The sequence below is a fragment of the Moorena sp. SIO4E2 genome, assembly GCF_010671945.1.
GTDB lineage: Bacteria > Cyanobacteriota > Cyanobacteriia > Cyanobacteriales > Coleofasciculaceae > Moorena > Moorena producens.
Genome location: NZ_JAAHIE010000143.1, coordinates 1 through 14,967, shown reverse-complemented (window position 1 = coordinate 14,967; position 14,967 = coordinate 1). Strand labels below are relative to the sequence as shown.

Below are 14,967 nucleotides of genomic sequence, written 5' to 3'. Positions count from 1 at the left end.
AGGACTCACGGATGGAATCAGCACGGGTGAAGATCAAGCGCAGTTCAATATCCTCTGGCAGGGTAGTTTTTAGTTGAACAACCGCCTTGCGAACCCCTTCTTCCACCGAGACTAAACTGCTACCAGTGCTGCGCAGCACAGAAAAGGCCACCACTGAATCCCCATTCAGATAGGCAGCTTTCCTAAGATCACCAAAGCCGTCGGTCACCTCTCCCAAACTGGAAAGGGGAACATTTGCGCCATCTGGGAGTACAATACGGTAGTTTTTTAACTCTTCGACTGTCTTAGCACTTCCGAGAGTCCGAACATTCTGTTCAGCGCCGCCGATGTTACCGCGACCACCGGGTAAGTTGACATTAAAAGTCCGAATTTGGTCATTAACTTGGGTAGCAGTGATACCAAAAGCTTGTAATCTAGCGGGGTCAAGGTCAACTCGAATTTCCCGGTCAACTCCTCCGAGTCGATCAATTTGGGCAACTCCCGGTACATTAACCAGATCACGGCTAATTTTCCGGTCAACTAGATCACTCAACTCCTCCACCGAGCGTTTGTTAGAAGCTACCGCATAGGTCATCACTGAACCCCCGGAAAATTCTAACCGTCTGACAATAGGTTCGTTGATATCTAGGGGCAAACTTTGGCGAATTTGAGCTACGGCATTGCGTACATCATTCGTTGCCTGATTGCTATCAGTTCCCAGGACAAAATTGATAACGGTTCTTGAGCTGCCATCAGTAACCGTGGAGCTGATTTGGTCAATATTTCCGAGGCTAGCAACAGCATCTTCAACTTTTTTCGTGACCTGGAATTCCAGTTCTGCAGGTCCTGCTCCTGGCTGGGTAACAGTAACCATCACCGCTGGAAGATCAATATTAGGGAGCCGATCAATTCCCAACTGCATAAAGGAGAATAGACCGACTATTCCTAAAACCAGGAACATGACCAGAGTAGCAACCGGATTTTTAATTGACCAAGAGGAGACGTGGAAGGACATCTTTTAAATAGTTGAAGGTTGAACGCGATCGCGTGGCCTATTGGCCAAGGTTAGTTGGTTGAAGGTTAGTTGGTTGAAGGTTAGTTGGTTGAAGGTTAGTTGGTTGAAGGTTAGTTGGTTGAAGGTTAGTTGGTTGAACGCGATCGCGTGGGCTTTTGGCCAAGATTGTGCCCGTAGCGTGGGCTTTTGGCCAAGGTTATTTGCCCAATATCGAACCTGTAACCGGCTAACTTTCAACCGTTAATCAACATGGAAGCTGTAACCGGTTAACTTTCAACCGTTAATCAACATGGAAGCTGTAACCGGTTAACTTTCAACGCTTCTATGGAGTTTCTAATACTTGGACGGGATCGCCGTCTTTGAGGAAAGCAGCACCTTTGACTACAATGCGATCGCTTGCGGATAAACCACTCTTGATTTCTACTTGCCCACTAGGGAGCAGTTCTCCCATTACCACTGGTTGTGCTTTAACGGTGTTATCTGCTTCGAGTCGGTAAACGATAGCGCTAGTGTCGGCTTGGGGCAATACTGCTTTCGATGGTATAGTTAGACCGGTAGTGGCTGAGGTGGTGATGGAGCCTTGTAAAAACATCCCTGGTCGCAAGGTGCCGGAATTGGGTAAATCTACTTTTACCAGAGCCTGACGAGACTGCTGATCAACTATCGGGTCAATTTCTCGTACTGTTCCAGAAAGCTTCAGGCGGCTATCTCCTTTAGAAGATATTTCTACTGGTTGTCCAATCTGAATTTGGGACAGTTGGGTTTCGGGTACCCTTAATAACAGTTCCAAACGCCCCTTTTCGATAATGGTAAAGAGTGTTTCTGACGAAGAGGTAATATCACCGACACGGGCATTTCTAGTGGCTACTTTGCCACTGACTGGTGCCACCACTTGGGTATCGTTCAGTTGCGCCATCACTAACTGGACTTGTGCCTTTTCTCTAGCCAGTTGAGCTTGGGCTTGAGCAATTACTTCTGGACGGGAACCAGCCAATCTTTGCTGGAGCTGCTGTTGCGCTTCTACGACAGCGGCTTCTAACTGAGCAATTTCTGGGGAGTTGGTGTTTCGTGTTTGCTCAAGGCGTTGTTGGGCTTCAGATAAATTCGCTTGAGCACTGAAATATTGACTTTCCACCTCATTATAGCGGTCTTGGGAGATGGCTCCCTCGGCAATCAATTTTTCCTGGCTCTCGAAGCGACGTTTAGCTAGACTCAACTGTGCAACAGCCGATGCCACTCGGGCTTTGGCTTGGTCAATTTGTCTAGGGATACTGGCTTGGGCCTGTCTTAGACGAGCTTGGGCTTGGTCTAGACGAGCTCTAGCTTGGGCTTTTTCTTCTGAGCGTGTCCCTGCTTTGAGTTCTGCTAAACGGGCTTCAGCTTGGGCAACTGCTGCCTGAGCTTGAGCTAACTGTGCCTGAAGCACAGCATTATCTAGCCTGACCATTACTTGTCCGGCCTTGACAAATTCCCCTTCTCTAACCAGTACCTGTTTAATCTGTAAACCCGTTGCTTGGGACTTGACCCTAATCTCCTCAAAAGCAGCAACACTACCAATAGCTTCTAGGGTACGGTTAACTGTGGTGGTTTTTACGTCTGCCACCGTAACAGTTTGAGCAGGTACAGCAGAGGGGACAGCCGCAGGGGTTTCAGCAGAGGGGACAGCCGCAGGGGTTTGAACAGTTTCAGCAGGGGAATCGGTTTTTTGAACCTTTGGAGCTGTCCCGATCAATCGCATTCCTAGGAAGGTCAGCATAATTCCCATACCCATGGCCATCACTAAACTACCTGCTCCTAATGTCAAGGAGTTTTTGGATTCACTAGTCTCGGATCTGGGTAATGATGAGGCTGAATCCTCCTGTTGGTGATTAGCTTGGTGTAATGGTTGGTGATCTGGCTCAGTGATAGTGCCAGAGCCATTCAGCTGAGATCTCTGTTGGTGATCTGGCTCAGTGATAGTGCCAGAGCCATTCAGCTGAGATCTCTGTTCATCTAAAGTGTTTCGGGTCATGGTTATTCCCCTGTTACTGGTAGTGCTGGGTAATTTTATTAAAGAAAGATGATTTTTTAGGGTTACTTCTTAATATAACTTAAAAATTATTAACTTAAAAAGTATTAGGACCTGAGCTGAAACTGTCTATCCATGTTTTTTCTTAATCAAATAAGATGTATAATAGTTAATCACATAATTTAGTCACCGATTCAGCCCTCCCCAACATCGACATCGGCAAAGCATCGCCAAAGAGCACAGAAAAAAGCCCACAGAAAGAAAGCCCACAGGAAGCGATGCTCCTAAGGAGCCGCTACGGGAACGCGAAACCTACAAGTCCTTTACATCCAAGTCCATTGAGTCAAACGACTTAGAGAGTAAACCTACTTAGAGATTGATACCGCAACGTCTATATCTTCAGACTAATTGGCAGATCAGACTAGATTGTCTCAGTTTTTCTTTCATAGGTGCGCTTTCCGCATCTAATTATTAAATTCGCCACGGGTCGCACCTGTTGTTGCCTCAGTTTTTGTGTGGCATTTTCCTCTGTTTGCTGACCGATAAAACTCTAGTAGTAGTTATAAGATATACCTTTTAAAAAGGTCTAGTCATGGGTGGAAGTAGTGATAAATTTCCTTGGATAAACGCAAACCAATGCCTGGTACTTCAGCAAGCTGTTTAACCGATGCGTTGCGAATATAATCAATGGAGTTAAAGTGAGCCAATAACTGTTTTTGCCGCTGAAATCCCAATCCAGGAATCTCATCTAAACGGGAACGATTTAACTGACTACTTCTTTGTTTCCGATGAAAATTCACCGCAAACCGATGAGCCTCATCTCTGACCCTGCGTAAAAGTTGCACCCCTGGTTGCTCGGGATCAGTGTTTAAGGGTAATGGCTCCTCTGGTAAAAATAGTTCTTCGTACTGTTTAGCTAAGCTTACCACAGGCACTTCTTCTTGTAAATTTAGCTCTTGCAATACTGCTACAACTGCTGACAGCTGTCCTTTTCCGCCATCAATAATTACCAAATCAGGCCAATCTTTTCTGAGTGTTGAGTGTTTAGTGTTGCTTGTTGATTGTTGAGTTTTGGGTGTTGAGTTTTGGTTGTTGAGTGTTGAGTGTTTAGTGTTGCTTGTTGAGTTTTGATTATCTGCTAGTTCTGGTTCGAGTTGACTTTTTTTGAAGCGACGGCGAATCACCTCAGCAAGGCTAGCAAAATCATCGGAGTGACCGACAGTGATATTAGGATTTTTGATCTTGTAGTGACGGTAGTGCTGCTTGGCTGGTGTGCCATCTAGAAACACTACCTGAGAAGCCACTGCATTGCTCCCCTGGATGTGGGAAATGTCATACCCTTCTATGCGCCGTGGTAAATCCGGTAAGTCAAGAATGTTAGCTAAATCCTCCATGGCTTTGGTGTTGCGGTCAACCAATCGCTGGGTGCGTTCCAGTTCATAGTTAGCATTGCGCTTGACCATTTCAATCAGTTCAGCTTTGGTTTGCCGTTGGGGAGTGAGTATAGTCACATTTCGACCTTTGCTCCGGCTCAAATAGTCAGCCAACATCTCCCCATCGGGTAACGGGTGTTGCACCAAAATTTCTGTGGGGATTTCCACCGCATCAGCAGTTTGGTAATGCTCTTCTAAAACCCGTTGTAAAATGGCTCCGAGTTCTATCCCCCCATTCCCTTGAGGGGCTACATCGGCAAAAAATCCCAAGCGCCCGACTAAGTGACCAGCACGGATCTGAAATAGTTGGATGCAAGCATGTTTGGCATCAGCCGCTAGTGCGATCGCATCTCGTGATACAGTATCGTCAGGTAAGGCTACTTTTTGGTCTGTACTGAGGGAATTAAGTCCAGTAATCTGATCCCTAATCCGCGCTGCTAGCTCAAAGTTAAGGGATTCTGCTGCTTGTTCCATATTGGCCGTCAGCATCTCAATTAGTTCCCCACTACGCCCTTGAAAAACCATAGCGATTTTCTGGATGGTTTGACGGTACTCTTCCGGTGTAATTAGTTTTTGACACACACCAGGACAACGACCTAAATCATAGTTAAGGCAAGGACGGTCTTTAAACAGAGGTCGAGGGCGTTGCCGGATGGGGAAAATCTGTTTGACCAGAGCTAAAGTATTGCGCAATAGCTTGACATCGACGTAGGGACCATAGTATTTATCCTGTTTATTCCCCATGCGCCGCTTACGGGTAATGAAGATACGGGGATAATCCTCTGACCAAGTGATGGCAACATAGGGATACTTCTTATCATCCTTGAGCAGTACGTTGTAGTAAGGTTGGTGCTGCTTAATCAGATTGGCTTCCAACGCTAGGGCTTCCGCTTCGGTATCGGTTACGATGAATTCAATATCAGTAACCTGTGCCACCATCATCGCAATGCGAGGACTCAGGGGTTGGGAGTCACGGAAATAGGAACGGACTCGCGTACGCAATTTTCGGGATTTGCCGATGTAAAGAATACTAGCGCTATGGTCACGCATTAAATAAACCCCTGGTTCCAGGGGAATTTCTTTCAATCGACTTTCCAAGGGTTCTGGATCTTGGATTAATGGCTTAGAACTCATAGCGTGAATGGTCTGTGGTCAACTGTTGGTTGTTATTTCCCGTGATCACCACTAGGGCGTGTCTTCTTGCCTCGGAGATCCCCCGTTGGTCCCCCTTAAAAAAGGGGGACTTTGAGTATGGCTCCCCCCTTTTTCAAGGGGGGCTGGGGGGGTGAATAATCTTGCGGAAAACTTTGAAAACACGCCCTAGGCTTTATTTTGTTCCGCTAGCCGATTTGAGATTACATCCAAAAATTTATCCACATTAAATGGCTTAAGAATATAGTCATGAATGCCTAGTTCTCTGATCTTCTGAATATTGCTGCGATCTGCACTAGCCGTCAGAAACATAAACGGAATTTTCGCTGTGGCTGGATCTTGACGTAGTGCCTGCAATACCCCATATCCATCTAGTTCAGGCATCATTACATCGCACAAAATCAAATCTGGTGGTTCTTGTTGAACCAACTGTACACCTTCAACACCATTTTCAGCACCCTGAGCGTCAAACCCTTCAATTTCAAGGAGTTCGATCAGATTTTCTCGAATAAAAATCTCGTCCTCAATTACCAAGATTTTATTCATTATTATCCTATTCAACCTAACTGTGAAAATTTAAATCTTATCAGAACCTTAGAATAAGATGCAATTATAAGGGATAGTTGGTGCATTAGCCCAATGGCATATTATTGGGGGTAGCCCAAGTTTCATTGATAGCCACATTAATATGAAACGATATGTTAGTGTACTCCAGTTGTTCTGGAGTACTGCGCTCACTGCTGAACTGGAATATCGGTTAAATTTTGCGATCGCTACCTTGAGCAGCCTAGGAAACCTAGCTGGTAGCCTATTCGGTCTATTCTTGTTTTACCGCACTGGCTACACCTTTTCCGGCTGGAATTGGGAAGAAGCCCTGGTCATACTAGGGATATTCACTTTACTACAGGGGTTTTCTGGCACATTCCTGATTCCCAATCTCAACCGGATTGTGGATCACGTCGAGCAAGGAACCCTCGATTTTATCCTACTCAAGCCCATTAGTTCTCAGTTCTGGCTGTCTTGGCGAAGTGTCAGCCCTTGGGGGTTACCAGACTTAATCTTCTCAATTATAGTAATAGGCTACGCTGGTGGACGCCTAAACTTAGATATCGGCAACTATCTTTTGAGTGTAGTGCCACTATGTTTTGGGTTGACTAGCCTCTACAGCATCTGGTTTATGCTGGGAGCAACAAGCATTTGGTTTGTCAAAATCTACAATGTCACCGCTGTTCTGCGCAGTATGCTAGAAGCTGGTCGATATCCCATCGTAGCTTATCCGGCTAGCTATCGGTTCTTCTTTACCTTTGTAGTGCCAGTGGCGTTCCTGACTACAGTCCCAGCAGAAGTGATGTTGAATCGGAGTGATACCTTTTGGGTAGTAGGTTCCGGTATTCTAGCCCTAGGATTGCTGTTTGCTTCTGGGATCTTTTGGCAGTTTGCCCTGCGTTTTTATACCAGTGCTTCTAGTTAGTAGGTGCGCTTTCCGTAGGCGAATTAAATTCGCCACGGGTCGCACCTCTTGATTCTTGCGAATCAAGCTAATATTGGTCATTCCATAAATTCTTGGTGCCAGATGGCAAAAGTCAGCAACGACCAAAGTTGGCGGCTGTTAGCAGGTTGGTAGTCTTGTATCAAGTTACAAACTTCCGGTGTAAAAATACCTGTTTCTGGCAATGTTTGAATTAACCCACAAACATCTTGCCACAGATAATCTTTGAGCCAAGAACCAAAAGGCGATCGCCAACCATACTTTTTCCGCTTTTCTACTACTTTTGGCAACAAATCTGAAAACGTTTCTCTCAGCAGTTGTTTATCTTTTTGCCAGCCCACTTTCCTGGCAAAGGGAATAGACATAGCATATTCAACAAATTGGTAATCTAAAAAAGGAGTGAGGGATGCCAACCCTGCTGGCGTACTTGTTTTATATGCCCTCATGCGATTTGATTCTTCAATATCCAACTTCAAATCCATGTAGAGCAGGGCATCTTGGTTGCTAGTAATGTGATTGTTGGAGAGCAAACGTTTTAATAGGTCCTGATATATCGAGTCTATGACTCCGGTATCTGTAGCGTATTCTCCCTGTAAGAGATGATTAAATTCAACTTTGCTGTAGGTAAACCAAGTATTTAATCTTTCTACAGTTAAGGGTGCTAAGTCCACTCTTCTAAAGGCTGTAGGATTAAAGTTATCTTTCAGTGGCCATTTGTTTCTGTTGGCATAGGCTAAGTTGCGCAACCACCTAGGTAATTTTTGCAAGAGGCTAATCTGCATATCTAATTGATGGCGCGGCTCACCTCCAAAGATAGCATCACTGCCATCCCCAGTCATTACTACTGCAATTCCTTGCTCCTTAAGCCATTCAGCTAGCAAGATCATGGTGACGTTAATCTGATTACTATGAGGCTCACCAAAATTTCTCACACAACGCCGCAGTGTGCCGATTAAATCTTGTCTCCCAGAGATAATCAGCTGACTATGTTTGGTACCAAAATGGGCACTCACTGCTTTAGCAACATCAGCATCAGAGTTACACTGATTCGGATTTGTGTTCCAGATTTCAGCATCAACAGAACCAATTTCAAAGGCTGTAGAAAAGGTGTGAACTGGTTCTTTTAAGAGTTTGCTCATCATACCCACAACCAGGGTCGAGTCTAAACCTCCACTCAGAAGTGCTGCGGGAGATAAATGACTGTTACGATCTAAGCGACGCTTTACCGCCAACTCAAACCGCGAACGAAGATTGTCTCTTATTTCTGCTTCTGGCGCACTCTGCAATGTTGCCACTTGCTTGAGTTGCCAGTAGCAATATAGCTCCGGTGTTTTTCCGGCTTCAATGATTAAACTATGGGCAGCTTGTAGCTTTTTTACCCCCTTAACTAAGCTCAAGGGAGCAGGAACGTATCCAAAAACCAGGTAAGATTGTAACCCTTGAGGGTCTACAGCTTTGGAAACAACAGGGTGTTCTAAAATTGCCTTGAGTTCTGAAGCAAAAATAAAAGTAGAGTGTACCTCATCGAAGAAGTAATATAGTGGTTGCTCCCCAAATCTGTCTCTCGCTAACCACAGCTTTCCAACAGAGCGGTCCCAAATAGCAAAAGCAAATGTACCATTGAGCTTATCAACAACCTCTGTTCCCCAAGCTTCGTATCCCTTCAGTAATACTTCAGTGTCACTATTAGGTTGAACATGAAACCCCAATGTTTCCAACTCGTCTCTGATTTCCAGGCAGTTGAAAATTGTACCACTGAAGACAACGACCCTTGTATGGTTAGAGTTCCACATTGGCTGATAGCTATCAGCCGTTAAGTCTCTGCTGATCAGGGGAACATGGGCTAGACCCACTCCATCCTCTGGTGTAATCTCTAAATAACTGTGATCAGAACCACTATAGGTAATTGCATTACGCATGCGCAGAAGCAAGTTCCGATCAAGATGCTTATCTGTAGCTGTGAAAATGCCTACTATACTACCCATTAATGCTGGATACCTCGAACAAAACAAATTGCGTTCGCGTTCGCGTAGCGTCGGCTTTGCCGAAAGCGTGGCCAAAGGCCGTTCGCGTTCGCGTAGCGTCGGCTTTGCCGAAAGCGTGGCCAAAGGCCAATCGCCCTCTAGTCGCTGAACAACTAACTCAACCACTAATTAGGGGACTTATGACTATAATTCCCGTAAGCCTTGACAAAATTACTATTTTGGTATCCAACGGCAAAATGGCGCTTTTTAACGGTGATTGGACAATTGTGAACTTAGGATTAATCTCCAGGTTGGTATAATAGGCAAGCAAAGCACCAACGAAAAAAGCGATGCTCCTTTCGCGTAGCGTGGCCTTTTGGCCAAGGAGCCGCTACGCGATTGGCCGTAGGCCACGCTAAAAGCGATTGACCGTAGGTCACGCTTCGCGATCGCAAAAATTACGGATCACCTGTTATATCAAGTCCGGTAAAATACCTATAATTAACGGGATGGTGGAAAGCAGCCCATTTATTTCACGAATCAGATAGGATTGCTATATAGCAATGGGTGTAATGGTGTTTTAAAATTAACTAGTTTTAAATTTAAATAAATGAAGCGATGCAGCGCTATTATAAATCTGCTTTACTCGAATAGTTTTTGATTATAGCAATGCTAAATAAATTGTAAATTTTTGTTCCCTGCTCCCTATTCCCTTTCCTATAGTTATAGCAGTCGCCAGGGCAGTTAGGACATGACAAAAGTCTCACACCCTTTGTAAGCGCAAGAGTTTTACTTCTGACTTCTGACTTCTGACTTCTGACTTCTGCTATACTAGGGCAAAGCATCGGGTTTATGACCTGATCAAATCAGAATAAACCATGGTCGCCCAAATGCTTTGCGCCTAAAGCAGTAATAAAGTTTTACTAACCTTGTGAACTCAATCCCATCCAATCGGTGTGGAAAAACTCACCCCTGGGTTTATCCAGCCGCTCGTAGGTATGAGCACCAAAGTAGTCACGCTGGGCTTGGGTCAGGTTTTGGGGTAAGCGATCGCGTCGGTAACTGTCGAAGTAATCTAGGGATGCACTAAAAGCAGGAACTGGAATCCCTAATTTGTTTGATACCGCTAGCACATCTCGCCAACCATCCTGACGATCCAAAATTGTTTGCTTAAACTCAGGAGCTAACAAGAGATTGGGGAGTTGGGGATTTTGGTTGAAGGCATTCTTAATCTTATCTAAGAAGCCAGCTCGAATGATACAACCTCCTTTCCAAATCCGGGCAACTTCACTCAAGTTCAGATTATAGTTAAACTCTTCCGATGCCCGACTCAAGAGTGCCATCCCCTGAGCATAGGAACACATCTTAGAGCAATAGAGAGCATCCCGGACTTTGGTAATAAATGCTTTGACATCGCCATCATACTTACCCACAGGACCAGTGATTTCCTTAGCTGCTGCTACCCGCTGATCCTTGAAAGAGGAGATGACACGAGCATTGACTGCAGCGTAGATGGTAGGAATTGACACCCCTAGTTCTAGGGAACTAACTACAGTCCACCGTCCAGTGCCCTTTTGTCCAGCAGCATCAAGAATCATCTCCACTAACGGCCCATTCGTGTCTGGATCAATGTATTTGAAGATATCCGCTGTAATTTCAATCAAAAAGGAATTTAGCTCATCAGTGGTGTTCCATTCAGCAAATACCTCATGGAGCTGCTTGTGATCTAGTCCCAAGGCATTTTTCAGTACATCGTAGGCTTCAGCAATTAGTTGCATGTCGCCATACTCAATGCCATTGTGTGCCATTTTCACGTAGTGACCAGCACCACCGGGACCAATGTAGGTAACACAGGGACCATCATCAACCTGAGCCGCAATTTTGGTCAAAATTGGTTCTAAATCCTGGTATGCTGATGAAGTACCACCAGGCATTAAACTCGGACCATTGAGGGCTCCTTCTTCACCACCACTGACGCCCATGCCAACAAATCCCAATCCTGTGGCTTCTAAATCCTTAGTCCGCCGCTCGGTATCTTGGTAGAGAGAATTGCCACCATCAATGATCATATCTCCTGGCTCTAGGAGAGGTTTGAGTTGCTCAATAACTGCATCAACTGGCTTCCCTGCTTTCACCATCACTAGGATTTTGCGGGGTCGCTCTAGAGCTTGAACAAACTCTTCCAAGGAATAAGCAGCTTTCACATCCTTGCCCTGAGCTCGCTCAGCCATAAATTTCTCGGTTTTGGCTGCAGTCCGGTTGTATACTGCGATTGGGAAACCACGACTTTCTACATTAAGCGCGAGGTTTTCCCCCATTACAGCCAAACCAATTACCCCAAAGGTCCGTTGTGTCATAAAAATCTCCTACAAAAAAGCTTATCAAAGTTACTTATCATTCAGCAAAACTATAAGAATACCCATCGTGGCGATGGACACATTGAATGTAGTTCTGAGATGCACTCAAGACCTTGTTGGAGGCACCGTTAAATGACCCGATCAGATCAAAATTTCCTTTGGCTCTGACGCTCTTGATGCGAACCCCTTTTAATCCAGCATTCTTTCCAGCCACCACATTAACGATATCCCCAGTTTTCCATCCCTTCACAGGATGCTTAGGTTTGTAACCTTTGCGAGGAAAGCCGTATTTGTCCATCTGGATTACCTGACGACAACCGTGACCCATCGCTTTGATTAAAAGAGGTTGTCTGGTGACAATCTTCAATGTGGCCACTTCCCCGACACAAGCTGCATCAACCCAATGACCCTTGGGTAATCCCAGCTTGATACGGTTGTACTGGGTTCTGCCACCAGTTCCCACTGCTACGGACAATCCAGTTTCTTTCAAACTTTGGTAAAGTTGCCAACGGGTGGAGTTGACCGCCGCCGCATCTAATAGTGGTTGCTTTGCTTTACCTAAAATCCGCTTTAGGACATCGGGTTTCCCCGATAAAAAATCCCGAGCATCAAGATTTCCTTTGGCCTGATTACACCCATGGCAGGCTAGGGTGAGGTTATTGACACGATTTGTCCCCCCCTTCGATTTGGGAACTATGTGTTCCACCTCTAGCTTGACCGAGTTCGCCCCACAGTAGACACATTGACGACCCCATTTCTGATACAAGTACTCCCGCACTTCATAGCCCATCAGCTCCCCCTGTTGGTACTCTATGCCAGAGATTTCCGGATTTTGGAGCTTTTGGGTATCGAACCGGACTAGCTCCTGGGAAATCCCACCAATGGGGGTGAGTTTCATCAATTTCAGCACCCAGGTCATAGTGGTTGCCACTCTGTGCTGTAGGCTCGGAGCCAACCAACCTTCTGGGCGTTTTCGGTTGTTGAAACGTGGCTTTCGGTAGCGGCATTTCCTGTTTCTACGGGAACGACGAACTGCTCTACGAGAGTCGAGAGCTGATTTGATTTTGGAGCCACGATGTTCTATTTCAGCAGACCATACCACCTGATTACCATACACAATAGCTAGACCAGTAATCTTGGAGCCAGGATCGATCTTGAGGGACATCGGTTTGGCAACGCCGTCTACCTGCTTTTTCAAGATAATGGTGAAAGGGTAACGGCGATATACAGCCGCCTTCCCAGCCGTTAAAAGCTTCCTGGCGGTAACGGGACGGCAGGGATTGAGGGGTTTATGGCTTGCATCTAAAACAAAGACGTAATTACACATGGTTTTGTGTTTACTCCCGTTAAGGGTAAAGTGTGCCTCGCTCGGCTATCAAAGCTTGTTAGGCTCCTGACACTGGCTTCACTAAATTAATTCATCACCTGTTTAATCAGAAGCGATAGAGCCTGGAGCTGGCTTGCACCCCAGGGTATCGTGACCTTCATAGCGTTTACCATTTGGTGAGCTTGACCAATCTGAAGACTCAGTAAAAACCCGATTTGAGCAGGTTTGCTAAGGTTTAGTAATTGGTCCGCCAGTTTTGCTGTAGTAGTTGTCTAGGGTGGATTCACTCCCAGGTTAGCCCGATATTTTGGGTTCTTGCCTAAAGAAGACATTAAGAGTTCTGGTAGTAATACCATTAAGAAATGCTACATTCACATATGCGGAAATTCCTGATTGACACCGATACCGCTTCCGATGATGCCGTTGCACTCCTGATGGCACATCGTTGGCCAGATGTCCAGGTTGAAGCTATCACTATAGTTAGTGGAAATGTACCTGTGGAACAGGGTGCAAAAAACGCCCTGTATACCGTCCAGATGTGCGGCGCATCCACCCCTGTCTACCTTGGCTGCCCTAAACCAATGCTCCGCCCATGCCAATATGCTCAATGGTTCCATGGTGAAGACGGTATGGGGAACATGCACTACCCTGAGCCCCAGGCTAAACCCCAGCTAGCTCATGGTGTGGATATCATCATTGATACTATTAAGACTAATCCCAAGGAAATCACCTTAGTTACTTTAGGACCACTGACTAATATTGCGATCGCATTACTCCGTGCCCCAGAAATAGCCTCCCTAGTAAAGCGTTGCGTGATCATGGGTGGAGCCGCTAATGTGGTGGGCAACGTTACTCCAGCTGCGGAATATAACATTTGGGTAGATCCAGATGCTGCTAAAATTGTCTTTCACAGTGGCATGCCGATGGAGATGGTCGGTTGGGAATTAAGCCGTGGTGAAGCAGCATTACTCCCCGATGAGATCGCACAAATCAAAAACTTAGGCACAGACATAGCACGTTTTGCTGTAGACTGCAACGCTAGAGCGTAAGACGCCAGTGTTAAGATTCAAAATTCCCGTGGCTTAACTGGCGAGGGGTTTGGGGAGCTATAAGTCCCGTGCTATATTCGCAGAATTAGCGTCGGGATACATGGACTACCCAAGCCAATTGAGGGGTTCGATGCCCCAAAAATTGGCAATTTAAATATTTTAACAAGACAATAAAATCTGTTAGAATATACTCATGGAAAGCATGACTTACACATATCGCATTCATCCAGATATTGACCAAGAAGCTAAAATGCTTGATTGGCTCGAACAATGTCGGCGTGTTTACAATTACGCACTGCGACAAAGAAAAGACTGGATAAATAGCCGTAAGTGTAGAGTTGACGCTTGTAGTCTCAGACACGAATATATTATCTCTGTTGACGAGCCATATCCCGATTACTACAAACAACAGAACGCACTGACGGTCGCCAAGAAAAATATTCCTGAGTTCAAAGCCGTTCACTCTCAAGTTCTTCAAGATGCTCTCAAGAGACTTGATAGAGCATTTAAGATGAGGCAACAGAGACAGTTTGGATTTCCACGCTTCAAAAAAGTCGGACGATATCGTTCTTTTGTATTTCCTCAGTTCAAATCGAATCCGATTACTGGGTGGCAAATCAAACTCCCTAAGATTGGCAAGATGCCCATTGTTTTGCATCGGGCTATTCCTGATGGATTTGTTGTCAAGCAAGTTCGGGTTTTGTTCAAGGCTTCGGGTTGGTATGCTCAACGGATTTTACAGTCTGACATTTCTATCCCCGAACCCATGCCTCATGGTGAACCTTTAGGGATTGATTGGGGTATATCCAGTTTTGTAGCTACTAGCCAAGGTGAATTGATTGATAACCCTCGGTTCTACATTCAGTCTCAAAGCAAGCTGAAATGGCTGCAACGCAGACTTAGCAAGAAAGAAAGAGGAAGTAAGTCTTATCAAGCACTGGCTAAAAAGATATCTTTGCTGCACGAAAAGATTAGCAATCAGCGACAAGATTTTCACTACAAAATCAGTAATCATCTTTGTCGTCAGGCAGGAATGATATTTGCTGAGGATTTGAATATTTTGGGACTGAGTAAAGGTATGCTTGCCAAGCACGTCCTTGATAGTGCCCCAGGACAATTTCTCAATATTTTGGATTGGGTTTGTCGCCAAACTGGGACTTACCATCAGAAAGTTGATGCCAAAGGTAGTAGTCA

12 protein-coding genes are annotated in these 14,967 nt (G+C 45.4%); 3 read left to right on the top strand and 9 right to left on the bottom strand.

Features of this window, described 5'->3' with window-relative positions:
* The 5 genes from F6K37_RS16520 to F6K37_RS16500 all read right to left on the bottom strand — a co-directional run.
* Window positions 1–994 (bottom strand): efflux RND transporter permease subunit (locus F6K37_RS16520; RefSeq protein WP_287251226.1); only part of this gene is annotated, 994 nt, incomplete at its 3' end.
* Window positions 995–997: 3 nt separating this feature from the next.
* Window positions 998–1,231 carry a hypothetical protein gene (locus F6K37_RS16515; protein ID WP_287251225.1) on the bottom strand — a complete coding sequence of 78 codons (234 nt, stop codon included), beginning with the start codon at window positions 1,229–1,231 and terminating at the stop codon, window positions 998–1,000.
* Between the two features lie 85 nt (window positions 1,232–1,316).
* Window positions 1,317–3,005: an efflux RND transporter periplasmic adaptor subunit gene (locus tag F6K37_RS16510; protein ID WP_287251224.1), complete on the bottom strand. Its 1,689-nt coding sequence runs from the start codon at window positions 3,003–3,005 to the stop codon at window positions 1,317–1,319.
* A 587-nt stretch (window positions 3,006–3,592) separates the two neighbouring features.
* A complete protein-coding gene (uvrC, locus tag F6K37_RS16505; RefSeq protein ID WP_287251223.1) occupies window positions 3,593–5,569 on the bottom strand; it encodes an excinuclease ABC subunit UvrC in 1,977 nt (658 codons plus the stop codon).
* 186 nt (window positions 5,570–5,755) lie between these two features.
* Window positions 5,756–6,133, bottom strand: a complete 378-nt coding sequence (locus F6K37_RS16500) for a response regulator (RefSeq protein WP_287251222.1) — start codon at window positions 6,131–6,133, stop codon at window positions 5,756–5,758.
* A 142-nt stretch (window positions 6,134–6,275) separates the two neighbouring features.
* Here F6K37_RS16500 and F6K37_RS16495 point away from each other — a divergent pair, with 142 nt between their 5' ends.
* Window positions 6,276–7,058, top strand: a complete 783-nt coding sequence (locus F6K37_RS16495; RefSeq protein WP_008190909.1) for an ABC transporter permease — start codon at window positions 6,276–6,278, stop codon at window positions 7,056–7,058.
* Window positions 7,059–7,135: 77 nt separating this feature from the next.
* Here the strand turns inward: F6K37_RS16495 and asnB are convergent, their stop codons facing one another.
* The 4 genes from asnB to iscB form a co-directional block, all read right to left on the bottom strand.
* A complete protein-coding gene (gene asnB, locus F6K37_RS16490) occupies window positions 7,136–9,226 on the bottom strand; it encodes an asparagine synthase (glutamine-hydrolyzing) (protein WP_287251221.1) in 2,091 nt (696 codons plus the stop codon).
* Window positions 9,227–9,339: 113 nt separating this feature from the next.
* Window positions 9,340–9,480, bottom strand: coding sequence for a hypothetical protein (locus tag F6K37_RS16485; protein ID WP_287251220.1), 141 nt, complete (start codon window positions 9,478–9,480; stop codon window positions 9,340–9,342).
* A gap of 483 nt (window positions 9,481–9,963) precedes the next feature.
* A complete protein-coding gene (gene gnd / locus F6K37_RS16480; RefSeq protein ID WP_287251219.1) occupies window positions 9,964–11,397 on the bottom strand; it encodes a decarboxylating NADP(+)-dependent phosphogluconate dehydrogenase in 1,434 nt (477 codons plus the stop codon).
* A 37-nt stretch (window positions 11,398–11,434) separates the two neighbouring features.
* Window positions 11,435–12,724 carry an RNA-guided endonuclease IscB gene (gene iscB / locus F6K37_RS16475; protein WP_287251218.1) on the bottom strand — a complete coding sequence of 430 codons (1,290 nt, stop codon included), beginning with the start codon at window positions 12,722–12,724 and terminating at the stop codon, window positions 11,435–11,437.
* Between the two features lie 362 nt (window positions 12,725–13,086).
* Here iscB and F6K37_RS16470 point away from each other — a divergent pair, with 362 nt between their 5' ends.
* On the top strand, window positions 13,087–13,773 hold the full coding sequence (locus F6K37_RS16470; RefSeq protein WP_202799285.1) for a nucleoside hydrolase: 687 nt from the start codon (window positions 13,087–13,089) through the stop codon (window positions 13,771–13,773).
* Window positions 13,774–13,975: 202 nt separating this feature from the next.
* Window positions 13,976–14,967, top strand: a 992-nt coding sequence (locus F6K37_RS16465; protein ID WP_287251217.1) for an RNA-guided endonuclease InsQ/TnpB family protein, incomplete at its 3' end; no start/stop codon positions are given.